The sequence below is a fragment of the Microbacterium proteolyticum genome, assembly GCF_014192415.1.
Lineage (GTDB): Bacteria > Actinomycetota > Actinomycetes > Actinomycetales > Microbacteriaceae > Microbacterium > Microbacterium proteolyticum.
Map to the genome: position 1 here is coordinate 1,162,135 of NZ_JACHXY010000001.1, position 24,745 is coordinate 1,186,879.

A 24,745-nucleotide genomic window follows, 5' to 3' on the forward strand; every position below is an offset into this window, starting at 1 on the left:
CCTCAGTCCTGCGCGTAGGTGGCGAGGCGCATGGTCGCGGTCGCGCTGTGGGCCGCCATCCCCTCGGAGTCGGAGATCGTCTGCACGGCCTCCGCGAGGGCGGGCGTCGCCGCGCGGCCGATGCGCTGATATGTCAGCGGCTTCACGAAGCGCGACACCGACAGGCCCGCGCTGTGCTTGGCGCCTCCCGCGGTGGGGAGCACGTGATTCGTGCCCGCCATGCCCTTGTCGGAGTAGGCGACCGTGCTCCAGGTGCCGAGGAACAGGGAGCCGTAGTTGCGCAGGTTGTCGTGGTACCAGTCGTCGTCGGTGGTGATGACCTCGAGGTGCTCGGGGGCGAGATCGTCCATCAGGGCCACGGCGACATCGCGGTCCGCGGCGACCGTCACCGTGCCGTAGTCGCGCCACGCGGGTCCCGCGATGGGTTCCGTGGCGAGCGTTTCGAGCTGCCGTTCGACGGCCGACATCACGGCGCGACCGTGCTCTTCCGAGGTGGTCACCAGCGCCGCGGGCGAGTTCGGGCCGTGCTCGGCCTGGCCGAGCAGATCGGCCGCCACGATCTCGGGATCGGCACTGTCGTCCGAGAGGACAGCGACCTCGGACGGCCCGGCCAGGAGGTCGATGGCGACCGTTCCGAAGAGCTGGCGCTTGGCCTCGGCCACGAAGGCGTTGCCCGCACCCACGAGCATGTCGACCGGCAGGTCGCCCAACAGCCCGTAGGCCATCGCCGCGAGGGCCTGGACGCCGCCGAGGACGAACACGCGGTCGACGCCCGAGAGATGAGCGGCGTACACGACCGCGTCGTTCGCGCCCCCGTCGGGCTGCGGCGGCGTGCAGGCGATGACGGTGGGCACACCCGCCGCCTTCGCGACGCCGACCGTCATGAACGCACTGGCGGTCAGGGGGAAGCGGCCCGCCGGAAGGTAGGCGCCGACGCGGGAGACGGGCACGTAGCGCACCCCCGTCGTCAGACCCGGCACGAGTTCGGTCTCGAAGTCGTGCAGGCGGCCCCGCTGCTCGGCGGCGAAGGCCTTCGTCCGCTCCGACCCCAGCTCGATCGCGGCGCGGAGGTCGGGGGCGAGACGGTCGCCGCTCGAGGCGATCTGCGCGCTCGTCAACTCGATGTCGCCGCCCGCGTACCGGTCGAGGGAACGCGCGTAGTCGAGCACCGCGTCGAGACCGCGACGCTGGATGTCGCCGAGCATCTTCGACACCGTCTCGATGACGGCCGGATCGCGCTGGGCGGCGGGCGCGTCGACCAGCGGCGTCTTGAGGTGGCGGAAGGAACCGTCGAGGCGCTCGAGGAGCGCGGGCGTGAACTGCATACCGGAACGCTAGAAGATCGCGACGCCCCCCACAAGAACGATGGATACGATGGAATCCACAGGGTTTACCATTGGCTTGTGACGATCACCCAACTTCGCGCCTTCCTGGCCGCGCTCGAGAAGGGGTCGTTCACCGCCGCGGCCGTCGACCTCGACACGACGCAGGCATCCGTCTCGGAGCTGGTGGCCCGTCTGGAGCGCGAACTCGGCGTCATGCTCTTCCAGCGCGGGGGCCGCCGCCTCGTGGCGACCGAGTCGGCCCTCGCCCTGCGCGCGCACGCCGAGCGGGCGGTGGGCGCGATACACAACGGCATCGAGACCATGCGCGCGCTCACCGCGCTCGAGGCCGGCACCTGCACGTTCGGGGTCCTGCGCAACGCCGCCTACTACGACCTGTCGGAGCTGCTGCAGCGCTTCCACGAACGGCATCCCGGTGTCCGCGTGCGTCTCGTCGGGATCAACTCCGCCCTCGTCGCCCGCTCGATCGCCGCGGGAGAGGTCGAGGCCGGACTCCTCGTCCTCCCCGTCGACGAGACCGGCCTGTCGATCACCCCCCTCTTCCGCGACGAGGTGGTCTTCGCCTCCGCCCGGGCCGACGCCCCCACGGCGCCCGTCGAACTGGCCGAGGTCGCGGCGGCGAAGCTCGTGCTCTACGACGCCTACGCGGGCTGGGACGACCCCACGCGCCGCCAGCTGCGCGAGAGGGCGCGCGCGCAGGGGCACTCCGTGGAACCGGCGATCGAGGTCGAGAACGTCGAGACGGCGCTGGGCCTGGTGGCATCCGGAACGGCGGACACCATCGTGTCGCGGTCGATCGCCGAGTCGCCGGCCTTCCCCGCGCAGATCCGGGTCGTCCCGTTCGCGGAACCGCTGTACGACACCATCGCCCTCGCCCGTCGGGAGGGCGCCGACCTCTCCCCCGCGGCGCGGCGCCTGGCCGGCATGGCGCAGCAGATGCTGCGAGCGCGGATGACCCGGCATCCGGGACGCGTAGCCCCCCAATGAGCCACGCACCCCGGAGGGGTCAGGCGTAGAGGTCGGGACGACGGTCGCGGAAGAGGTCGTTGTACGGGGGCAGGGACTTGTCGAAGGGATGCCGCAGCCGCAGCGTCGCGACGACCAGACCCGCCCCACCGGAGGCCGCCGCGGCGATCCACCCGTCGTCGTCGATGATCGCCGTCCCCCCGGTCCACGCCACACCGCGCTCGGATCCGTGCCGGTCGGCGATCACCGTGGCGAGGCGGGAGGAGCGCGCCGCAGCCATCGCCTGGATCGTCTCCGGTGCCCGCTCCCCCGCCGGTCGATCCACGAGCGGCCAGTTGACGGGAAGGGCCAGCACCTCGGCGCCGGCGAGCGCGAGTCGGCGGGGCACCTCGGGGAATTCGTTGTCGTAGCAGATCGCGACGCCGAGGCGACCCACGGGGGTGTCGAAGATCGCCCCGGCCGCATCGCCGGGCGCGAAGAAGCGGGACTCCTCGCCCCACAGGTGCGACTTGCGGTAGTCGCCGAGGCGGCCGGAGCGCGCGAGCACCGCGGCGCTGTTGTAGACGCGATCCCCCGCGTCCTCCGAGTACCCGACGACGGCGACGACGCCCTCCGGGAGATCGGCGCTGATCGCCTCCCACCGGGGATCGTCGCGCCGGAGTGCGGCTGCGCGGGCCTCCGCCTCGTCGGCGAAGACGTAGCCGCTGGTGGCCAGCTCGGGCGCCACGACGAGCTGCGCGCCGGCTGCCACGGCCTCGGCGACCGCGGCCCGCACCGCGCCGATGTTCGCCGCGACCTCCCCCACGTCGATGCGGGGGGAGGTCGCGGCGACCGTGAGCTCGCGCTCGCCGATCAGTCGTCCTCCGTCGCCGTCACCATCACGCCCACCGGCGCGAGGTAGCCGTTGGGGTCGAGCATCCAGTCGGCGTCGCGGGCGGCGTCGACGACCTCGGGGGCCCACTCCAGATAGACGCGGTCGTCGCCGGAGTTGATGACGAGGAGTTCGCCCGCGCCCGCCTCGCCACCGTCGATGCAGCGGAACGCGCGCCACGCGCCGGCCGGCACCGAGAACGAGTCGGACGGGTCGAGTTCGACCGTGGTGGAGGGGTCGCCGTTGAGGGTGACCGCCCACCGGCCGCTCTTGACCAGCACCGCCTGGTTCTTGTCGTGGCGGTGACGGAGCAGTCCCTCGTCGGCCGCGGCGCGCACCCACGCCATGTTGAACGAGTGCGGCTCGTGGATGCGGGGAACCTGACGGCGGTCCTCGGTCATGCCGTAACCGATCGCGAGGCTCAGCTCGGCGGCCCCGCCGGGCAGGCTTGCGCAGAGGAGTGCGTTGTCGCTGTACACGCGGTCACCCGGCTGGATCACGCGCTCGCGCATCTGCTCGACGGTGAACGGCGTGAGCGCGTCGATGTAGCGCTGCTGAATGGGCTTGATGAGGGCGACGTCGTTCGGCAGCTCATCGCCCGCGACGGTGTCGATCAGCTGGTTGTCGGCCGTGAGGTGCAGACCGTACGACTCCGCCTCCTTCAGCACAGACGGCCCCCAGATGATGCCCCCGGTCACATCGCGTCCGAGGACGGTCCACAGGATGCCGTCGTCGGGGCCCTCGTTGGTGAATCCGCGGAAGATCCACGTGGGGATCGAGATGATGTCGCCGTCGGTGCTGACGTACTCGCCCTGCTTGCCGTCGATCCCCCAGCGCAGGCGGAACTCGCCTCCCAGATTGACGAAGACCTCGGCGGTGAAGTGGAGGTGGAGGTTGTTCGAGATCCCGTTCGGCATGCCGGCGGCGCCGGTGTTGAAGCCGTGCTCCTCGGTCAGGTTGATGACCTGGCCGGCGTTCTGCGAGACCCCTCCGCCGATGAACGCGTAGTTCTGCTTGCGGTCGGAGCCGGGGGTACGGCAGTCGATGAAGGCGGCGTTGTGCGGCGCCCAGTCGCTCTTGCGGATGGTGCGCCGTTCGATCTCGGCCCCGTCGACGACGGCGTCGTGGCTCAGGTGGTCCGTGCTCATTTTTCTCTTCCTTCGTTCGTTCAGTAGATGTTTCCCAGGACGACGGGCTCGTCGCCCCGCATTCCGGCGATCTGCGCGCGCAGCGCGATGTCGTCCCACAGCCGCACCTCTTTGACAAGGGAGCCCTGGTGGAAGGTGAACTGCGAGATGCCCAGCACGTCGACGGGGCGGCCCGTGAGGGGGCCGTAGTTCGCGACGCCGTTGTAGTCGCCGACGAACTTCCACGTCACCGCCACCCGCAGGCCCGCGTAGCGCACGTCGTAGTTGGTCTGGATGTCGCGGATCTCGAAACGTCCCGCCGGGAACGACTCCAGGAAGCGGAGCAGGGCACGGCGGTAGCCCTCGGGGCGGATGACGAGGCGGTTGCCCACCGTGAGAAGGACGAGGTCGCGGTGGAAATAGCTCTCGACCTTCTGCAGGTCGCGGTCGTTCCACACCGTCTCGATCATCTCGACGACGCGTTCCACCTCGGAGCGGTACTCGTCGGGGCGGGGACCAGAGTCGCCGACGGCGATGGGGTCGGCCGGAGCCGGTTCGGTCCAGGTGCCGGTGTATCCGCGGAACGCCTGAGCCCGCGCCAGTTCGTCGAGGTCGCTCTGCAGCACGAGTGCCCCGGCGAGGGTGTCGCGCACGACCCACTCCTCGACCATGCGGCCGCGCCGGTAGAGACAGTTGGCGATGGTGCGGCTGTACTCCGATGACTGCAGGTGTCCCGAGAGCACGAGGTGCGAGCTGAGGAAGGCATCGTCACCGCGGGCCTCCCAGATGACGTCCTCGGCCTGCCCGGTGCGGTCGGGGGTCGCGGAGATGCGCATCAGCGTGCCCTCGATGACCTCGTCGCGGGTCGTCGAGGTTCCGTACGCGCCGTGGACGATCGAGTCGGGCTCGTAGTTGTCGCGGATGAAGCTGATCGACCGATCCACCCAGATCAGATCCGTCACCTCGCGGATGAAGTCGTCGGGATCCGCGTACGGCTGGTAGGCGACCGGGTCGAGAGGCACTCTGGGCTCCTTCGGGTTGCGGCGTCGCGAGGGACGCGCGGGGCGATGTCGGCAGTGTATGCGTATGCACAACACGGATGCAAGCATCACCCGCGAAGGGAGGAGGCCGGTTGTCGGCTCAGTGCGCGCGCGGTGCGCTCAACGTCCGCCGCTCGACGAACGTCGTCTCGAATTCGACGTGCGCGAACTCCTCGGGGCGCTCTTCGATGCGCTCGACCATGAGTCGGCCCGCCTCGCGGGCCATCTGCACGTAGTCGTACGCGATCGTGGACAGCTCCAGGATCGGCCAGGACGCCGGGGGCAGATCGTCGAATCCGATGATCGAGATGTCGTCGGGCACTGACGCGCCGGCCCGACGAGCCGCGTTCAATGCGCCGTATGCCATGACGTCGTTGCCGCAGAAGATGAGGGTCGGCGGATCGGGCAGGGCCAGCAGTTCAGCGGTCGCGGCGTCTCCGGCCGCCGTGTCGAACGGGCCGTGACGCACGACCCCGGCCTCCAGTGGGATGCCCCTCGCCGCCAGCGCCGCCCGGAGCGCCACTTCGCGGGAACGTCCCGTACTGGTGTTCTGCGGGCCGAGCACGGCCCCGATGAGTCGATGGCCGAGGGCGAGCGCGCGGTCGACGGCGACCTCGAATCCCGCCGCGGGGGCGACGACCGTGGCATCCGCGTCGACCAGCGCCGCCGTGCGGTTGAAGTAGACGAACGGCAGTCCCCGGTCGCGCAGGCGAAGGGGCACGACCGACTCCACCGTCGTGGTGGCCAGGATGACGCCGTCGAGGCCGTTGGCGATGAGGCGCTCCGCGACCGACTCGTCGGCCGTCTCGGTGTGAAGGACCAACTGGTACCCGCAGGATTCGAGCTCGCGATGCAGGGGCGCGATGATGTGGGCGTAGAACTGGTTCTCGAGGTCGGTCACGAGCAGACCGATGCGTCGCGTCCGCCCGGACGACAGGGCGCGCCCCGCCTCGCTCGGAACGTAGCCGAGCAGCACGGCCGCGTCGCGGACGCGCTTCTTGGTCTCTTCCGACACGCGCGGGTCGTCGCGGAGGGCGCGCGACACGGTGGGCTGGGAGACGCCGGCCAGTCGAGCGACGTCTCTGCTCGTGACGGCCATGGACCCCCCTGGCGATCGGGTGCTGAGGGTCGAAGTCTAGCGAAAGGTTGACCTCGTATGCATACGCAGTCATGATGAGAGCATACGTATGCAACCAAAGGAAGCGATGATGCCCCTGTACCTGAAGAAGGCGCCCACCAAGTCGTTCACCGATACGGCGCAGAGCGACGTCGCGGCGACCGTCGGCACGATCATCGACGACATCCGCGAACACGGCGACGATGCCGTCCGCCGATACGCGTCGAAGTTCGACCGGTGGGAGGGGCCCCTCCGGCTCGACGACGCCGATGTCGAGCGGATCATGGCGACGCTCGAACCCCAGGTCATCGACGACATCCACTTCGTCCAGGATCAGGTGCGCCGATTCGCCCAGGCGCAACGCGACTCCCTCGTCGACATCGAGGTCGAGACACTGCCGGGCGTTCACCTCGGCCAGAAGCACGTCCCCGTCCAGGCCGCCGGCGCGTACATCCCCGGCGGGAAGTACCCGCTCACCGCCTCCGCGCACATGACGATCATCACGGCGAAGGTCGCCGGCGTCCCCCGCGTCGTCGCGTGCACCCCGCCGATCCGCGGCGAGATCCCCGCAGCCACCGTCGCGGCGATGAAGCTCGCCGGGGCCGACGAGATCTACATCCTCGGCGGCGTGCAGGCCGTCACCGCGATGGCCGTCGGAACCGAGACCATCGCCCCCGTCAACATGATCGCCGGCCCCGGCAACGCGTACGTGGCCGAAGCGAAGCGTCAGCTGTTCGGCGAGGTGGGCATCGACCTGTTCGCCGGCCCCACCGAGATCCTCATCGTCGCCGACGACGACGCCGACCCGTTCCTCACCGCGGTCGACCTGCTGTCGCAGGCGGAGCACGGACCCGAGTCGCCCGCCGTGCTCATCACGACCTCGCGAGCCCTCGGCGAGCGCGTGATGGAGCTGGTCGAGGAGATCCTCCCCGGCATGTCGACGCGGGACTACGCCGAACCCGCGTGGCGAGACTGGGGCCAGGTGATCGTGGTCGACGACATCGACGAGGCGTACGCGCTCGCCGACTCGTTCGCCTTCGAGCACGTGCAGATCTTCACGAACGAACCCCGCGCCGCGCTCGAGAAGATGCACGACTACGGAGCACTCTTCCTCGGCGAGAACACCTGCGTGTCGTACGGCGACAAGGTCATCGGCACCAACCACGTGCTGCCGACCCTCGGTGCCGCGCGCTACACGGGGGGCCTGTGGGTGGGCAAATACCTGCGCACCATCACGTACCAGGAGATCACCGACCCCGCCTCGTCGGCGATGCTCGGCGAGGTCTGCGGCCGCGCCGCGCGCGTGGAGCTGTTCGAGGGGCACGCCCGTTCGGGCGACGCACGCGCCTGGCGTCACGGCGGCGCGACGTTCCCCTGGATCGAGGAGAGCCGGGCGGGCGCACGATGACGGAGCTCCGCGGGCGGACGGCACTGGTCACCGGCGGCGGCAGCGGTCTGGGTGCGGCCATCGCCCGGGCGCTGTCGCTCGCCGGCGCCGACCTGATCGTCGTGGGTCGTGACGCGCGCAAGCTCGATGCGGTCGCCGCCGAGCTGCCCGGCTCCGCTCGCGCGTTCGTCTGCGACGTCGCCGACGAGACGTCGGTCGCGCGCCTGCGCGCAGATCTCGCCGACACCGAGGTCTCGATCCTGGTCAACAACGCCGGTATCGCCGGGCCCGTCGCCGCCCTCACCGACATCGGCGTCGCCGACTGGGACGAGGTGTTCGCCGTCAACGTGCGCGGGACGTTCCTGCTGTGCCGGGAGTTCCTGCCGGCGATGGTGGAGCGCGGCGGCGGGGACGTGATCAACATCGCCTCCGTCTCCGGCAAACGGCCCCTTGCCCACCGCACCCCGTACACCGCGTCGAAGATGGCGGTCCTGGGCCTGACCTCGACCCTCGCTTTCGAGGTGGGACCCGCCGGCGTGAACGTCAACACACTGTCACCGGGGCCCGTCGCCGGGGACCGCATGTCACGCAACTTCCGGCTCGAGGCGGAACGCTCGGGCAAGAGCATCCATGAGGCCGAGACCGCCTTCGTCTCGCGCGCGGCTCTGGGACGCATGATCACCGAAGACGAGGTCGGCGCCGCCGTGGTGGCGATGCTGTCGATGCCCGGGATGTGCGGAGCCGACGTCGACCTGTCGGCGGGGATGATCGCGTGAGCGCGGCCCCTCGCGCGCCGCGCGCGGCATCCCTCCGCGCCCGGGCGGAGGCGGGAGAGCGTCTCATCGGTGCACTGCTGCGCATGCCGGGCGAGGAGCTCGTCGAGATGCTCGCCGTCGCCGGCTTCGACTTCGTGCTGATCGACGCCGAGCACGGACCCGCCGACGTCATCGCCCTCCGCCAGCACATCGCCGTGGCGGGCCTGCACGGAGTCCCGGTCATCGTGCGAGTGGGCGAGGACGACCCCGGCATGGTGCTCCGCGTGCTCGATCAGGGCGCGCAGGGCGTGCTGGTCCCCCACGTCGACGATGCCGAGGCGGCGGCCGCGGTGGTCGCGGCGGCGCACTACCCACCGCTCGGCACCCGCGGCTTCGCCACCTACAGTCGCGCCGGGTTCTTCGGCGAGACGCCTCCCGACCAGCACCGCGACTGGTACCGGGAGAACACCCTCGTGCTCGCGATGATCGAGTCGCCGACGGGCGTCACCGCGGCCCACGCCATCGCCGGCACCCCGGGTCTCGACGGGATCATGATCGGCCCTGCCGACCTCGCGGCCTCCTCCGGAGCCGACGACCTCCCCGTCGCCGAGGCGACCGCGATCGTCAATCGGGCGGTGGCCGCGACGGGCAAGCTGCGCATGGACATCGTGGGAACCGCCGCCGCTGCCTCAGCCGCCTTCGACGACGGCGCGCGGCTCGTGGTCTACAACCTCGCGTCGTCGCTCATGACGCACCTGCACGGCCTGCGCGCCGCCGGCGACTGAGCCCTCCGCGACGACACAACACGCCACCGGCCGTCGGTCCCTCTCAACCTGACCATCTGCGGCAACCGAGCCCTCCGCGCCCAGCATCATTTGCCTCACATCGCCCTCCCCGTGCGGGGGAGGCGACCACCTGCGGCAACCGAGCCCTCCGCGCCCAGCGTCACTTGCCTCACATCGCCCTCCCCGTGCGGGGGAGGCGACCATCTGCGGCAACCGAGCCCTCCGCGCCCAGCATCATTTGCCTCACATCGCCCTCCCCGTGCGGGGGAGGCGACCATCTGCGGCAACCGAGCGGATGACGCGTCAGTCCGACGCGCGAGGCGACGACATCGTGGGGAACGTCGACGGTCGCGATCACGCGGCGCAGTCGGACATCGAGGGGCAGGTGTGCGCCGGCCGGACCGTGATGAGGTCGGGCTCGGTGGCCGCGGTTGACCCCGCGCGCGACCCGCGACGACACCTGCGCGGCACCGCCAGGGCCGCGGTCTCAGACCGAACGTCGCCCGCTCACCGCGCACCGGTGCTGCCCGCGCGCGACCGCCGCCCGCGCGTCGCGGCATCCACACCGGCGCACCAGTCGCGCACGAGGGCGCCGAACTCGGCGGGCCGCTCGAGCGGCACGAGGTGCCCCGCCTCCAGCTGCTCGCGCCGTGACCCCGCGAGTGCCGTGGCGATCTCGTCGTGGAAGCCCGGCGGACACAGCGCGTCCTCCCGGCCGGCGATCACGAGCGACGGCACGCGCACCGCGCCGAGCCCGGGCAACAGGTCGACGCGCGTCGCCTGCAGGCGCAGCTGCGCCGCCAGCATCGCATCCGGCGTCTGCTCCGCCATGCGCAGCGTGCGCGCCACCAGGTCGGGCCGCGTCGCCCGCACGCGTTCCGAAAGGAGCACGGGCACGATCTCGGCCTGGAGGTCGGCCGGCGTCTCGCCCGCCGACAGACGATCGAGCCATCCCGCCCATCCCGCGCGCTGCGCCGGCGTCGGGGCCTTCGCATTCGTCGCCGTGACGCACAGGCCGAGCACCCGCTCCGGCGCACGCACGGTCACCGCCATCGCCACGATCGCGCCGAGCGAGAGACCGCCGATCACGAAGGTGCGCGGCAGGTCCCGCAGCAGTCGATCGACCTGGGTGTCGAGATCGTCGGCATCAACCGCGGGGGTGAGCGCATCGTCGAGCCCGCATCCCGTCCACAGATCGGGCGTGCAGTTCATCCCCGCCAGCAGGACGAGCGGCACGGCGGGCACGCTCACCCCTTGACGGCGCCGTCGCTGAGCCCCGCGACGAGATACTTCTGGGCGATGAAGGCGATGACCACCACCGGGATCGTGAGCAGCATCGACGCCGCCCCCGCCTGCTGGAGCATCGGCAGCGTCTGTCCCAGCTGGGTCGCGATGAACACCGGCACCGTCTTGGACGACGTGTCGGTGAGCACCAGCGCCGTGAGGTACTCCTGGAACGCGAACAGGAAGACGAAGATGCCGGCGGTGAGGATGCCGGGTCCCATGAGCGGGATCATCACGCGCCGCAGCATGCCGATGCGCGTGCAGCCGTCGATCATGGCCGCCTCGTCGAGCTCGCGGGGGATCTCGGCGAAGAAGTTGCGCAGCAGCCAGATCGTGAACGGTTGGTTGATCGCCACGAGCGCGATCGCCAGGGCGAACTGGGTGTCGTAGATGCCGAGCGCGCGGCTGATGTCGTACATCGGAAGCACCACGGCGAATCGCGGCAGGGCGCGGAAGATCAGGGCGAGCACGAGCAGGAGCGCCGAGATGTAGCTGGGGAAGCGCGAGAGCGCGTAGGCGGCGGGGATGCCGATGATGAGAGCGAGCAACGTCGAGATGACCGCGACGGCCAGCGTGTTGACCAGGTAGTCGGCGAAGTACGTCGTCTCCCACAGGTCGACGAAGGCCTTCAGCGTCGGCTCGTAGCCCGAGAGGACCGGCGGGTTGGCGAAGGCGACGTCCGTCGGCTTCGTCACCGACAGCATCATCCAGACGAACGGGCTCAGCATGAGGAAGCACAGGATGCCGAGGAGCAGGCCGGTCACGCCCACGATGCGGCGCCGCGGTCGGGGGCGGCGGCTCTTGCCCTCGATGTCGCCGGTGGTGATGGCGCGGGTGGAGAGCGTCTCGCTGCTGAGGGTCATCGGGCGGCCTTCGCTTCCTTGAAGATGCCCCGGATGAAGGGGATGAGCATGACCAGGATGAGCAGGATGGTCAAGACGTTGATGGCGCTGCCGAGACCGAGCTCCTGCGCGCCGTTTGCGAAGGCCACGGCGTAGACGTACAACATGATCGACTCGTTGCCGATCGTCTCCGCCTGCGGTGACAGCGGGATGAGGGCGTCGAAGATGCGCAGCACGTCCATGATCGTGATGAGGCAGACGAAGCCCAGCACCCCGCGGATGGTGGGGATGATGACGCTCAGATGCGTCTGGAAGGCGTTGGCACCGTCGATGCGGGCGGCTTCGCGCAACTCGACGGGCACGCCCTGGAGCCCGGCGAGGATGATGAGCATCGCGAAGGGCAGCATCTGCCAGACGGTGTTGAGGATGACCAGCAGGGCGTTCGGCACCTGATCGGTGAACCAGAGCACCTGGGTGCCGCCGAGGAGCCCGATCAGTCTGTTGACCACGCCGCCGAAGTTGTCGTCGAACAGCCACGAGAACGCGACCGCTCCGACCAGGTTGGGGAGCACGTACGACACCAGCATGATGCCGAGCACCAGCGGCCGGGACAGCCGCAGAGTGTTGACCGCGATGGCGATCAGGTAGCCGAAGACGAGCAGGATCACGGTGGTGACGAGCGTCACGACCACGGTGAACACCACCGCCCGATGGAAGCGGGGGTCGCTCAGGGCATCGGTGAAGTTCGCGAGACCGACGAAGGTGCCGGGAACGCCGTACCGCACGTTCTCGAGGCTCCACTGCACGGTGCGCAGGAGAGGGAACACCAGAAGGGCGCTCATGATGGCCAGGCTGGGGGCGAACAGCACCCAGAATTCACGTGCTTTCACGGGGGTTCTCCTCTCGGTGCATCCCGACCCGGTCGTCGTCGACCGGGTCGGGATGCACCACTTCGCCGTTGATGGGAGGTGATCGTGGGGGTCAGCCCGCGATCTTCTCCCCCGCTGCCTGCATCTGCGTCGCCGCCTCGTCGACCGAGAGGCCGCCGGCCAGGAACTGCGCGACGATCGGCGTGATCTCGTTGCTGATCGGCGCGAGGATGGGCGAGACCACCGGCGGCATCGCACCCGCGATGGAGTCGTTGGCCGCCTGACCGTAGGGCGAGTTCTCGGGCGTGACCATGCCCTCGCGAGCGGGGTACGCCGCCGGGACCGACGCCGTCGAGGCGTCTTCGCTGACGGCGGAGGCCATCATCTCGAACAGCATCTTGTGGTCGAGCTTGGTGTTGAACGGGATGGACCACCCGTCGATCGAGAGCCGGTCGTACAGGTACGGCGCCGAGGTCGAGACCTTGGGCGGTGCCGCGAAGCCGAACGAGTCGGACAGCTTGCTGTTCTCGGCGTTCGTCAGGTCGCTCATGCGGCCGGAGAACATGATCGACATGGCAGCGGTGTCGTTGTACATCTGCTGCTGCACCTTCGGCTGATCGAAGGTGGTGACCTGGGGATCCATGTAGGGCTGCAGGCTCTGCATGGCCTGCAGGGCTTCCTTCGCCTCGGGGGTGTCGAGCGTGACCTCTCCGTCGGCGGTGACGAAGTCGGCGCCCAGCGAGTTCATGACGGCTTGGAAGCTCGTCACGACATCGGCGGTGGCCAGCCACGGCAGGGCGATGGGGTACTGCATCTTTCCCGACGCCTTGATCGCCTCGGCGGCGGCGATCATGTCGTCGAACGTCTTCGGCACTTCGAGCCCCAGCTCGTCGAACACGTCGGCCCGGTAGGCCATGACGAACATCTGCGCCTGCATGGGCAGGGCGTAGAGCTTGCCGTCGTAGGACATGCCCTGACGCATCGACTCGCTGATGGCGTTGAGGTCGTACTTGTCGGCGTACTCGGCGAACAGGTCGTCGAGGGGCACGAGCTTCTCGTCGACGGCGAGGCTCGGGATGACGAAGCCGTACGTCTCGACGATGTCGTAGCTGCCGGTCTCGCCCGAGAGGGTCGCGGTCGTCTTGGTCACCTGGCCGCCGAAGTCGATCGGGTCGTGCTTGACCGTGACGTCGTCCTTCGTGCAGCTGGAGACCATCGTGTCGGTGAACGGGTCGATGGCGGAGGAGTTGTAGGCGAGCACGTTGACCGTGGTCGCGGATTCGGGTGCTGTGTAGTCGCAGGCGACCTCGGTGGCATTCTCGTTTCCCGTGCGGCTACCCGCGCCGCATCCCGAGAGGGCGAGTGCACCCAGGGTCGCCATGGCGACGAAGGCGATAGCGCGCTTTCTTGTGGATGACATGGCCAAAACGTATACGTATGCACAGCGTTTAGGGAAGCCTAAGTGCGCAGAAAGTCGCGTAACGATTGTGTTTCGTGAATACGTATAAGCGCCGTCGCTCGTTGAATGCGCGATCGGCGTGGATCGCCCCGAGCGCGGCGGCCCCCCGCACGCGGGGCGAGGTCACCGCGACGGGGAGGGCAATGGCCGGATCACGACGAACCCCTCCCCGCGGATGCCACGACCGACGGCGCCGTGCCACCGAACGGTGCGAAGGCGACGGCATCCGGCGCCCACCATCGCGCGGGGCCGCGCATTACTCGAGGACTGTGCCGCCGTCGACGCGAATCTGTTGCCTACTCGCCGTTGTTAGCACTAACATGACTCTCGTCGGACTCGCGCGAGAGACCCGACTCACGTACCTGCGCGCGAGTCCGACAGTACTCGAACCGCTCCACCGAACTTCTGCAGAGTCGCAGAGAGGAACATCGATGTCCCGAATCCGAAAGACGGTGGCGCTGAGCGCGACCGCGATGGTGATCGCCAGTGGATTGGCGGTGATCGCCCCCACCGCCGCCACCGCCGCGACCGCCCTCGACTCGGCCAAGGTCCTCGACCTCGGCTTCGACGACTCCCTCACGGACGCGGGCCCGAACAACATCGGCACGTCCATGCTTCGCGGGCAGGCCGCGTACGTCGACGGCATCCACGGCCGCGCGCTGAGCCTGCGCGGCACCGACGCGGTCAGCCTCGGCACCAGCGCCGCGTTGCAGCCCGAGAACCTCACCCTCTCGTTCTGGTTCAAGCCCGACGGCTCCATGGGCAACGGCGAGCAGGTGTTCACCTGGAACAAGAGCGTCTACAACTCGGCGGGCTGGTACCTCACCGCCGAGAACGCCAACACCCCTCTCGCCCTCTCGATCGGCCCCGGCGGAGGCCAGCCGTACAAGATCGCCGTCAACGGCTCGCGCGACGCCTTCTTCCCCGCCGGCCAGTGGACGCACGTCGCGGTCACCTACGACCAGGTCACCAAGGCGGTCACCTTCTACCGCAACGGCGAGCAGCAGGTCTCCTCTGTGGCTTCCGCGATGGGCGGCGCCGCCACCGGCGCGCTGACGTCCGAGAACACCACCACCAAGTCGATCGGCTTCAACGGCCCGCAGTACAACGGCGCCTACGTCCGCGGCGCCCTCGATGACTACACGCTCTACAACACCGTCGCCTCGGCGACCGATGTGGTCGCCCTCACGAAGGCGAACAACCCGGCCTTCGACCCGGCAGAGGTGGCGGGTCGCGCGCTCGACCAGCTGTCCGTGCCCGCGAGCGCGTCGGCCAGCTTCGGGCTGACGACCTCCGCCTCCAACGGCACGGCGTTCACGTGGACCTCGTCCACGCCGAGCGTGATCGCCGTCGACGGCGGCCAGGCGACCGTGACGCGCCCGAAGAACGCGGACGCCACGGTCACCCTCACCGCGACCGCGACCTACGCCGGCAGCGCCCCGCGCACCAAGACCTTCTCGGTCGAGGTCGCCAAGGAGGGCGTGTCGACCTCGATCTACGTCGACGACACCGACCTGAACGAAGTGCTGCTGCTCGACCCGTACCTGCAGAACAGCAACGCCAAGATGGTCGACTGGTTGCTGACCCTCGACCCCAAGCGCTTCCTCTACTCCTTCGACCAGCAGGCGGGCATCCCCACCACCGCGCAGCCGTACGGCGGATGGGAGCGCACCACCGGTGCACGCTTCCAGGGACACTTCTTCGGACACTTCATGTCGGCGCTGTCGCAGGCGTACTCGACCGAGACCGACGCGGGCCGCAAAGCCCAGCTGCTGGCCAAGCTGACCACCGCGGTCGACGGTCTCGCCGCCGCGCAGGCGGCCTACGGTCAGAAGGACCCCTCGAACGCCGGCTACGTCGCCCCCTTCCCGGTGTCGTACCTGCCGCACGGCGCCGACGGTCTCATCGTGCCGTTCTACAACCTGCACAAGGTGCTCGCCGGCCTCATCGACGCCCACGAGTACGCGCCGAAGGAGGTCGCCGACAAGGCCCTCTCGGTCGCGAGCGGCTTCGGTTCGTGGTTGAGCGTGTGGGGTTCGCGTCAGGCGAACCCGAGCTCGCTGCTCAGCACCGAGTACGGCGGCATGAACGAGGCACTGTACGAGCTGTACAGCATCACCGAGAACGACCAGCACAAGAAGGCCGCCGAGCTCTTCGACGAGGTGCAGTTGTTCCGCCAGCTCGCAGACAACCAGGACGTCCTGGCCGGCAAGCACGCCAACACGACGATCCCCAAGCTCGTCGGCGCCCTCAAGCGTTACACGGTGTTCACCGACAACCCCGCCCTCTACGCGCGTCTGACCGCGACGGAGAAGTCCGACCTCGACATGTACCGTCGAGCAGCCGAGAACTTCTGGCAGATGGTCGCCGACGACCACTCCTACATCGGCGGCGGCAACAGCTACTCGGAGCACTTCCAGGAGCCGGGTACTCTGCACGAGTTCGCCACCAGCGGCATCACCACCGGCTACGGCGAGCAGTCGACGGTGGAGGGATGCAACGAGTACAACATGCTCAAGCTCACGCACGGTCTGTTCCGCGTGAACCCCGACGTGAAGTACGCCGACTGGTACGAGAACACCTACATCAACACGATCCTGGCGTCGCAGAACCCCGAGACCGGAATGATGACGTACTTCCAGCCGCAGACGGCCGGGTACGCCAAGGTGTTCGGCCGCAAGGAGGATGAATTCTGGTGCGATCACGGAACGGCCTCCGAGAGCTTCACCAAGCTCGGTGACTCGATCTACTTCCGCAAGGGAGCGTCGGTCTACGTCAACATGTTCCGTTCGACGGAGTTCTCTTCGAAGCCGCAGAACCTGAAGCTGACCCAGACGGCCGACATCCCCAACACGGACACCGCGACCTTCACGGTCGCAGCGCTCGACGGAGGCACACTCGCGGACGGCACCACCCTGCGCCTGCGCGTGCCGTCGTGGTCGCCGAACCCCACCCTGACGGTGAACGGTCAGACGCGCGACGTCGCGGCCGACACCGACAAGGGGTACGTGGTCGTCCCCGTCTCGGCAGGCGACCGGATCTCGTACACGCTGCCCGCCAAGGTGCAGGTCGAGGCCGGCACCGAAGACCCCAACTGGGTCGCGTTCCGCTACGGCCCGATCGTCCTGTCGGCCGAGCTGAACCGCACCAACGTCGACGCCACCACGCAGGCGGGCATCCTCGTGCGCATGGGCACCGCCGACAAGTCCGTCACCAACAGCGTCCGCGTCGCCAACGTCGAGGCCTTCAAGAACGACATCGAGAAGAACCTCGTCCGTCGTGACAACGGCCCCGACAACAACGGTCGCACCGTCATGAAGTTCCAGCTGCAGAACGTCGACACCGCTTCGGCGGCGCTGACCTTCGAGCCGTACTACAGCATGTACAACGCCCGCTACGCGCTGTACATGAACCTGATCGAGCCGGACTCCGCGGCGGCGCAGGCGCTCATCATGTCGGAGAAGGAGAAGCTGCGCACCGACGAGATGACCACGGACTCCCTCACCTCGTTCGACAACAACAACAGCGAGGCCGGCAAGAACTACAAGTTCAACCGGTCGTCCGTCGGCACCTGGCTCGGGCAGCAGTACCGCGACGGAGAGTGGTCGTCCGAGGCGTTCTTCCAGTACGACATGGCCGTCGACCCGTCCGCGCCGAAGAACTATCTCGGCGTCCGGTACTTCGGCGGTGACAACGGCCGGACGTTCGACGTCTACATCAACGACGTCAAGCTGAAGACCGAGCGCATCACCAACGCCAACGGGGCCAACTCGTTCTACATCCAGTACGACGAGATCCCCGCGTCGGCGCTCGCCGACATCGCGGCGAAGGACCGCTACAAGCGCGACCAGGCCGGCGCCTACGTGCTCGATGAGAAGGGGAACAAGATCCCCATCGTCACCGTGCGCTTCCAGGGCACCGGCGCCAGCTACGTCGGCGGTGTGTTCGGGGTCTACACGACCACGACCACGTCCTACGCGACCGACGCCGACCTGAACGCGCTCACCTTCGACGGCGGCACCCTGAGCCCGAAGCTGACGGACGGAACCTACGACTACACCGTCACGGTTCCGCGCGACGCGACGACGGCGACGTTCGATGCCGACCCGGCCACCCCCAGCGGCCTGGTCTACCTCGGTGACATCCTCATCGACGACACGCAGAAGCGCACGGTCGGCCTGGCCGCAGACGGCGCGCCGACCACGGTGACCCTGCGCTCGCTGGCGCAGGATCACACGACGGCCAAGACGTACCGCGTCCAGATCGTCCGGGCCCCCGCGGCCCCCGCGATCACGACCGAGCTCTCGGCCGCCACGCGGTGCATCTCGGGTCGCGTGACGCTCACCGCCACGGTGAAGAACACCAGCGCGGTGCCCGTCTCGATCGAGATGACCACCCCCTTCGGCAAGAAGAGCATCGCGACCCTCGCACCGGGCAAGAGCGTCAGCCAGGCGTTCGCCACCCGTCAGGCGCAGATCGCCGCGGGCGAGGTCACGATCACCGCCGCCGGACAGGTCAACGGCACGACGGCGACCGCCACGCAGAAGGCGGGGTACGACGCCCGCAGCTGCGGCTGAAAACGTCCCCGGGCGGCTGATGCGTGACGCTCAGCCGCCCGGGGCCCAACCACCGGGAACGCCCCGGGGCATCCTTCACGGATGGCCCGGGGCGTTTCGGCGTCGAGGACGACGAGACCGAGCTCACGCGTCGGCGGTTCGCTCTCTCGGCGTCCGGATGCCGTTCAGCCGGGTCCCCCGCATGCGGGTGTTCGCCTCCCGGAACCCGGATGCCGTGCTCATCCGCATCCGGGGTCCGCGCGAGCGCGCACCCCGCGCGATCGCCTCCGCGCGACCGCGCACCCGATGGCCGGCGCCTCGGGCGATCGCGCATCACGCCGCGCGACCGCGCACCCGCGCACCCGCGCACCCGCGCACCCGAAGTACCGTCGCCGGCGCAGACGCGCCTCAGGCGCACCAATCCGGGCGCGTCCCGGGAACCTCGGCGAGCCGGGTGCCCGAGGACACGTCGATCACGGTCGAGGTCCGCCCCAGCCACTCGGCGCGCGCGGGGTAGTCGTCGATCCCGGCGTCGGCCCGAACCACCCCGATCGCCGCGAAGCGGCCGCTGGGTGAGACGCAGACTTCTTCGATCCGGCCGCCGGCGCCGGCCCGGAAGACCCCGGCAGGCGGTTCCGTCGCGGTCCGGCGCACGACGTCCTCTGCCGTCCACTGCACCGACGAGGAGTCGGAGAGGAACACCGTGCCCGTCGACACCTCGTCAGCGGCAGCGCCGACGATGTCGCTCAGCGTGCCGTTGGTGAGGTCGAGGACGGCCGGACCTGCGGAACCGTCGATCACGAGCGACGTCGAGGCGGGTAGCACAGCGCGCAGCGCCCCGACCTCCCCGAGCAGACGCGGGGGCGCCGAGCCGGTGGCATCCACGAGGATGAGCGACCCCGTGGGCGCCTGTGCGACGAGGTAGGAGCTGCCGGGCACGAAGAACCACGAATCCGCCTGCAGAGGGAGGCCGTCCAGGTCGAGCACGGCGCGCGCACCGGCGTCGGGATCAGCGAGGTCGACGAGGAACAGCGTGCTGATGTACGACTGCGCCTGCGCCCCGGTGCCGGTGAAGACGAAGCCCGCGCGACCGGCGTCGGCCGAGGCCCGCAGCAACCCGACGGTCCCGTCGCCCGGGAGGGGCAGCGGCACCGGATCCGCCCCCTGGCCGGCGCGGGTCAGGGTGGCGCGGCCGTCTGCGTGGAGTACCGCGGCGACCACCCCGTCGCCGTCGTCGGCGTACTCCTGGATGCGCGGCGCCGAGAAGATCACCTCGTCGGAGCCGGATGACAGGTCGTGGCGCACGATCCGATCGTCGGCACCGCCCGCGCGGTCGAAGCTCCCCCCGCGTTCGAGGGTGGTGACACTCAGGGGCGGCGTCGCGAAGTCGAACGCGGCCTCCGCGGTCGCGCCCGTCGCGCGCCCGCGGAGGGTCGGGATGCTCACCCGGTAATCGCGAGCATGATCGACGGTGCCGGTGAAGCGCAGACGCATCGTCGATCCGGTCACCTCCACCTCGAAGGGCACCGCGGGTTCGACCCGTACCCCCTCCGCCGATCGGGGGTCGAGGGGCTGATCGGCGCGGAGAACCAGCGTCACACCCGACTGCTGCACCGCGAGCGACGGGTCGCCGTCGACGCCGCGGATGCGCGGTCCGCGCTCGAGCGCGGCGGCGGCGAGGGTCGTGCTGACCGCGGCCAGGCAGACGACGACGGCGATACCGGCCACGACCCAGCGGCGGGAGGAGGGCGAGCGGGCGGCCTCCGCTTCAGGAGAGGTACGGGTCATCGGGCTCCTCCACGGCGTCGGCGGTGGCGGGGCGCAGGTGGGTCGCACCCTCATCGTCGGCGAAGGTGCCGGTCAGGTGCACCCAGTCGCCCGAGCGCAGATCGCTCGGCAGATCGGCCGCGATGACGGGCACGGCGAACAGCTGCGCGTCGACCGTGCAGCAGGTGACGGCGTAGCGCCCGACGCGGACGGCGCCGGAGTCGTCGATGAGCAGGAACCCCGTCACGTCGGCCTGCTGCCCGACGAGGTCGTCGGCGGTCGCGCCGCTGCCGAGGATGCTCGCCCAGTCACGGACCGAGAAGCGGGTCGGGTCGCTGCCGACGAGCGACGGGCGGGGCACGTCGCCACCGCCGTCCACGGCGCTCGTGCTCGACAGCGCGCGCTCGGCGCTCAGCGTCGTCGGGGGTGCGACCAGCAGCGCCCCCGCGGACACGACGACGAGTACGCCCGTCACGGCGGTCGACAGCATCCGGTACGAGCGCCGCCGGCCGGGGTGATCATGGTCGTGGTCGTGGTCGTGCGCCGCCTCGCGCCCCGTGGCGGTGACCCAGACCGCCGCCGCGAAGAGCCCCGCCCCCACGACGCTCAACAGCACGGTGAAGACGACGTAACGGGGGTGGATGTACAACGTGAGGTCGCCCGCGGCGGCGAGCGCGAGGGTGGCGACGAGACCGATGCCGCACAGGGCGAGACCCGTCCATCGGGAGAGGAGCTCAGACAAGCAGGTTCACCACCAGACCGAGGGTGAGGGCGCCGAGCGCCACGACGAGGGTGATCCCCGCGAGCGTGCGCAGACGGAAGGTCGTGGAGAGCATCACGAGCATCTTCACGTCGATCATCGGGCCGAGCACGAGGAACGCCACCAGCGCGCCGGGCGAGAACGACGACGCCAGCGACAGCGCGAAGAACGCGTCGACGTTGGAGCAGATCGCGATCACGAAGGCCAGCACCATCAGCGCCAGGATGCCGAGCACGGGGTGCCCGCCGATCCCCGTCAGCGTGTCGCGCGACACCGCCACCTGGATGACGCCCGCGACCGCTGCGCCGAGGAAGAGTGCCGGCAGCATGGCCGAGACCTCATCGCGGAACATCACGGCCGCACGCCGCAGGGTCGCCGGCTCCCGCGGCGACGACGCCGCCGCCGCGCACACCGCCGCCCACTGCGGAGTGAGCAGCCGCTGCGGCTCCGGGTGCAGGCTGACGAGCCAGCCCACGAGGTTCGCGAGCACGAAACCGCCCACCAGCCGGGACACCAGGATGCCGTCGTTCCACCCGAACGCCTGGTACGTCGTGATGAGGGTCACCGGGTTCAGGATGGGTGCCGCCAACAGGAACGTCACCGAATCGGCGACCGAGAACCCGCGCATCATCAGCCCGCGGGCCAGGGGGACGTTGCCGCACTCGCACACCGGCAGAACGACTCCGAGCAGCGACAGGACGGCGCGTCGGAGGATGCCGGCGCGCGGGATGACGGCATCCAGAACGCGCGAGGGGACCCACAGCTGCACCGCGATCGAGATCGAGATGCCGAGGAAGACGAACGGCAGCGACTCGATGACCACGCTCGCGGCGAGGGTGATGCCGTCGGAGAGGGCGCTGGGGAGGGAGCCGTCGGCGTCGATGGTCATCCACCGCACGACGATCGCGGCGACGACGAGGGCCGCTGCCACGAGGAGCACCCGGCGCGCGCCGGAGCCGAGCGTCGGAGGGGTGGGCTCCGGTCGCACGGTCATCGGCGCCGCCGAGCGGGAGCGCGTGGGGAGCATGGTGTCCTGGCCGTCGGTCGACGTCGGTGGGCGGTGCGGGCGTGGCCGCGGGGTCAGCGGCAGGTGGTCGCCCCGAACGACGCCGTCACCGACGAGGTGGCGCCGCCCGCGCCGGCGACGACGGTGACCTCGCCAGCGGCCAGGGGGTTCGTCCGGGCCGTGAAGGTCACGATCGTGCTCTTGCCGGCGCCGAGGGACGCGATCGTCTTCGAGCCGTGCGCCGAGTCCACCTGCAGGGCGACCGGTGCCGCACCGCCGTTGGAGATGCGGGTGACCACGATCGCCTTGCCGGCGGCGCACCGCGTCTCGGCCGTGGCCGTGACGGCCGGCGCGGGGGCGGTCACGACGACGTCCGCGGTGACGGTGAGCGCGGTCGAGCTGAACAGGCGCCGGTCGGCGACGTCGTACGCGGTCGAGCCGTGGGGCCCGACCCACTGGTTCAGGTTCGCTCCGACCGTCCGCACCGTCCCGGTGACCGGATACGACCCGGGCTTCGATGCGTCGACGCCGGTGAGGTTCCACGTCACGGGCTGCGCGGCGGTGCCGCGACCGTACGCCAGGGTCACCTGCGCTTCGCCGGGTAGAGCGGCCGTGATGGTCGGCGCGGTGGCGCCCTGCGTGACGGCGGCGTCACCGAGATCCGTGGTGACGACGGCCGCGGCATCCGCCTGACGGATCCCGTCGTACTGGCCGAAGGTCAGCGGCACGATTCCGCCGTGCTTGGTGCTGGGCGCCATCGAGAAGGTGTCGGAAACGAGCGGCGTCCACCCGGCGTCGAGGTCCGTCGTCTGCATCGGCCGGTACCCGGTCGAGGGGATGACGTCGACGTACAGGTACCACTCGTCCTCGCCGTGGCGCTGGAAGACGGCGGGTCCCTCGACGCCGCCCGGGTTACCCCCGGAGTAGTCCGCGCCGATCCGCTCCTGCACCGTCGTCCAGGCCGTCGAGGGCTTCCACCAGTCGGCCGCCGTGGTCGACTCCATGTAGATACCCCGGCCGAAGGCGTTGTCCTTCGTGACGCGGTAGGTCGTGCCGTCGTTCTGGATGACGGTCGTGTCGATGGCGTCGCCGCCGGTGTCGATCATCGTGCCGCCGTAGCGGTAGGTCTGCTGCGTGAAGTCGGTGGTCGCCCCCCAGAGCACGCGCGAGTACGACGACCCGGTGTGGGCGTCGTTGCCGTATACGGTCGACGACCAGTAGAGGACGAAGGCACCGCTGCCGTCGGCGTTGTACCCGTCGACCCACGTCGCCTCGGGCGCCCACGCCATTCCCAGCTCGGCGACCTCGGCTCCGGCGGGCGACTGGGCGACGTCGAACTGGCGCAGGTCGCCCCAGGTGACGAGGTCCTTGGACTCCCAGACGTCCAGCTTCGTGGAGCCCTGGGTCGTCCAGTAGCACCAGCTCGTGCACGAGCCCGATCCCCCGTCGCCCCCGAACACCCGCAGGTCGGTGGCGATGATGTAGTACGTCTGCGTCTCGAGGTTGTAGGTCAGGTAGGGGTCGCGGACACCCGTCGTGCCCAGCTGCGACGCGAGGATGGGCTTGCCGCCGTTCAACGGGTCCCAGGCCTCGGGGTCGTCGCCTCGCGAGACGTCGAGGTAGATCTTCTCGGCGTAGCCGTCGGCATCCTCGATGAAGTGCACCATGGCGTACCCGAACGCGTCGTCGGCGGCACGGGCGGGCTGGATCGTCGCGGTCACGGCACGGGAGGCGGCCACCCCGCGGACCGTCGCGGTTGCCGTCAGCGTGGTGGTCCGCGCCGGGGAGCCGACCGCGGGCAGTGCCGTCGTCAGCGTCTTGCCGTCGGCGGCGACCGTCGCGCCGGAGTCGGTTGCGGCCCAGCTCACGCGGCCGCCGTAGGTCGGGAGGGTGGTCGTGCCCTCGTCGACGGTCACCGGGGACACGGTGTCCACCACGGCCTGCGCGGCCTGCCGGTGGGCGTCGGCGTGGATGGTGGCGTCCGTCGTCGACACCTGCGCGACCTCGGTGGCCGACAATGCCCGGTCGTACACGCGGAACGTCGACACCTCGCCCTTGTACATGGGGTCGGGGTACGGCGCGCGACCGATCGCATTCAGGGTCTGATCGGTGATGTCGGCGGGCGAGAGGGTGGTGGGGGTGGATGCCACCTGCGTGCCGTCGACGAAGAAGGTGACGCGCCCGGCGGCGCCGTCGATGACCGAGGTGAGGCTGTACCACCGGTCGGCCGACAGTGCGGCGCCGGAGCGGGCGTTGACCTCGCCGCCACCGCCGTCGGTGGTGATGACGGTGCGGGGATTGTCACGGACCGACGCGAAGTACGACCGCGTCGGGGAGTCGCTGCCGATGTTCCAGAGGAAGTTCCAGTTGTTCTTCATCGAGGCGTCGAGCTTGGTCTCGATGGTCACCGTCGCCGAACGTGCGCCGGCGAGGGCGTCGTTCGGGAGCCGGACCCAGCTGGCGGTCGGACTGGTCTTCGCACCCCCGGTGAAGACCAGCGACGATCCCGTCCACAGAGCGTCGGTGGCGTTCATCACGGTCGCCGCCCCGAGCGTCGTCGGCGCGCTGTTGGGCACGCTGGCACCGGCGGTCTCGTCGAAGACGTATTCCGCACGCAGACCCGCGGAGGGGATCCCGGTCTCCGCCGTGGCCGGTGCCGCAGCCAGGGGCACGAGGCCGCCCGCGAGCAGGGCGACGCCGGCGGCGAGGCTGGCGATCACGCTCCCCCGGCGTCTGGTCGACGTTCGCGCCGACGCGGTGGGGGCGGTCGAGTGTGCGGTCATCACTCCAGCTCCTTTGCCAGGATGATCG

General features: G+C 69.9%; 18 protein-coding genes. 5 read left to right on the forward strand and 13 right to left on the reverse strand.

Annotated elements, in window-relative coordinates; translation table 11 throughout:
* Nucleotides 1–2: 2 nt before the first annotated feature.
* Nucleotides 3–1,325, reverse strand: a complete 1,323-nt coding sequence (gene hisD, locus FHS07_RS05360) for a histidinol dehydrogenase (protein ID WP_183418815.1) — start codon at nucleotides 1,323–1,325, stop codon at nucleotides 3–5.
* A 78-nt stretch (nucleotides 1,326–1,403) separates the two neighbouring features.
* On the opposite strand from hisD (FHS07_RS05360), the gene FHS07_RS05365 reads away from it, so the two are divergent.
* Nucleotides 1,404–2,330 carry a LysR substrate-binding domain-containing protein gene (locus FHS07_RS05365; RefSeq protein ID WP_221189122.1) on the forward strand — a complete coding sequence of 309 codons (927 nt, stop codon included), beginning with the start codon at nucleotides 1,404–1,406 and terminating at the stop codon, nucleotides 2,328–2,330.
* Between the two features lie 19 nt (nucleotides 2,331–2,349).
* On the opposite strand, the gene FHS07_RS05370 is transcribed toward FHS07_RS05365, so the two are convergent.
* From FHS07_RS05370 to FHS07_RS05385, 4 genes are all read right to left on the reverse strand, one after another.
* Entirely contained in the window at nucleotides 2,350–3,270 is a 921-nt protein-coding gene (locus FHS07_RS05370; RefSeq protein WP_343054611.1) for a nitrilase-related carbon-nitrogen hydrolase, read from the reverse strand.
* Nucleotides 3,162–4,328, reverse strand: coding sequence for a cupin domain-containing protein (locus FHS07_RS05375; RefSeq protein WP_183418816.1), 1,167 nt, complete (start codon nucleotides 4,326–4,328; stop codon nucleotides 3,162–3,164). Before FHS07_RS05375 ends, FHS07_RS05370 begins: the two co-directional genes overlap by 109 nt.
* A gap of 20 nt (nucleotides 4,329–4,348) precedes the next feature.
* Nucleotides 4,349–5,329: an ester cyclase gene (locus FHS07_RS16800; RefSeq protein ID WP_183418817.1), complete on the reverse strand. Its 981-nt coding sequence runs from the start codon at nucleotides 5,327–5,329 to the stop codon at nucleotides 4,349–4,351.
* A 118-nt stretch (nucleotides 5,330–5,447) separates the two neighbouring features.
* Nucleotides 5,448–6,446: a LacI family DNA-binding transcriptional regulator gene (locus FHS07_RS05385; RefSeq protein WP_183418818.1), complete on the reverse strand. Its 999-nt coding sequence runs from the start codon at nucleotides 6,444–6,446 to the stop codon at nucleotides 5,448–5,450.
* Between the two features lie 109 nt (nucleotides 6,447–6,555).
* Here FHS07_RS05385 and hisD (FHS07_RS05390) point away from each other — a divergent pair, with 109 nt between their 5' ends.
* From hisD (FHS07_RS05390) to FHS07_RS05400, 3 genes are read left to right on the forward strand one after another with little or no spacing between them, the layout of a single operon-like run.
* Entirely contained in the window at nucleotides 6,556–7,872 is a 1,317-nt protein-coding gene (gene hisD, locus FHS07_RS05390; protein WP_183418819.1) for a histidinol dehydrogenase, read from the forward strand.
* Nucleotides 7,869–8,627, forward strand: a complete 759-nt coding sequence (locus FHS07_RS05395; protein WP_183418820.1) for an SDR family NAD(P)-dependent oxidoreductase — start codon at nucleotides 7,869–7,871, stop codon at nucleotides 8,625–8,627. Before hisD (FHS07_RS05390) ends, FHS07_RS05395 begins: the two co-directional genes overlap by 4 nt.
* A complete protein-coding gene (locus FHS07_RS05400) occupies nucleotides 8,624–9,391 on the forward strand; it encodes an aldolase/citrate lyase family protein (protein WP_221189125.1) in 768 nt (255 codons plus the stop codon). Before FHS07_RS05395 ends, FHS07_RS05400 begins: the two co-directional genes overlap by 4 nt.
* A gap of 507 nt (nucleotides 9,392–9,898) precedes the next feature.
* On the opposite strand, the gene FHS07_RS05405 is transcribed toward FHS07_RS05400, so the two are convergent.
* From FHS07_RS05405 to FHS07_RS05420, 4 genes are all read right to left on the reverse strand, one after another.
* Nucleotides 9,899–10,636, reverse strand: a complete 738-nt coding sequence (locus FHS07_RS05405) for an alpha/beta fold hydrolase (protein ID WP_183418821.1) — start codon at nucleotides 10,634–10,636, stop codon at nucleotides 9,899–9,901.
* 2 nt (nucleotides 10,637–10,638) lie between these two features.
* Nucleotides 10,639–11,538: a carbohydrate ABC transporter permease gene (locus FHS07_RS05410; protein ID WP_183418822.1), complete on the reverse strand. Its 900-nt coding sequence runs from the start codon at nucleotides 11,536–11,538 to the stop codon at nucleotides 10,639–10,641.
* A complete protein-coding gene (locus tag FHS07_RS05415; RefSeq protein WP_183418823.1) occupies nucleotides 11,535–12,407 on the reverse strand; it encodes a carbohydrate ABC transporter permease in 873 nt (290 codons plus the stop codon). Before FHS07_RS05415 ends, FHS07_RS05410 begins: the two co-directional genes overlap by 4 nt.
* Before the next feature lie 91 nt (nucleotides 12,408–12,498).
* Complete coding sequence (locus tag FHS07_RS05420) at nucleotides 12,499–13,806, reverse strand: ABC transporter substrate-binding protein (RefSeq protein ID WP_183418824.1); 1,308 nt, start codon at nucleotides 13,804–13,806, stop codon at nucleotides 12,499–12,501.
* Between the two features lie 470 nt (nucleotides 13,807–14,276).
* Here FHS07_RS05420 and FHS07_RS05425 point away from each other — a divergent pair, with 470 nt between their 5' ends.
* Complete coding sequence (locus FHS07_RS05425) at nucleotides 14,277–18,422, forward strand: beta-L-arabinofuranosidase domain-containing protein (protein ID WP_183418825.1); 4,146 nt, start codon at nucleotides 14,277–14,279, stop codon at nucleotides 18,420–18,422.
* A 387-nt stretch (nucleotides 18,423–18,809) separates the two neighbouring features.
* On the opposite strand, the gene FHS07_RS05430 is transcribed toward FHS07_RS05425, so the two are convergent.
* The 4 genes from FHS07_RS05430 to FHS07_RS05445 form a co-directional block, all read right to left on the reverse strand.
* On the reverse strand, nucleotides 18,810–20,189 hold the full coding sequence (locus FHS07_RS05430; RefSeq protein ID WP_183418826.1) for a hypothetical protein: 1,380 nt from the start codon (nucleotides 20,187–20,189) through the stop codon (nucleotides 18,810–18,812).
* The gene (locus FHS07_RS05435; RefSeq protein WP_183418827.1) at nucleotides 20,170–20,910 is read right to left on the reverse strand and encodes a TIGR03943 family putative permease subunit; all 741 of its coding nucleotides are present in this window, start codon (nucleotides 20,908–20,910) and stop codon (nucleotides 20,170–20,172) included. Before FHS07_RS05435 ends, FHS07_RS05430 begins: the two co-directional genes overlap by 20 nt.
* Nucleotides 20,903–21,922 (reverse strand): permease, encoded by a 1,020-nt coding sequence (locus FHS07_RS05440; protein ID WP_183418828.1) that lies wholly within the window; start codon nucleotides 21,920–21,922, stop codon nucleotides 20,903–20,905. The genes FHS07_RS05435 and FHS07_RS05440 overlap by 8 nt, the downstream gene beginning before the upstream one ends.
* Before the next feature lie 86 nt (nucleotides 21,923–22,008).
* Nucleotides 22,009–24,717 (reverse strand): LamG-like jellyroll fold domain-containing protein, encoded by a 2,709-nt coding sequence (locus FHS07_RS05445; protein ID WP_183418829.1) that lies wholly within the window; start codon nucleotides 24,715–24,717, stop codon nucleotides 22,009–22,011.
* Between the last annotated feature and the right edge of the window lie 28 nt (nucleotides 24,718–24,745).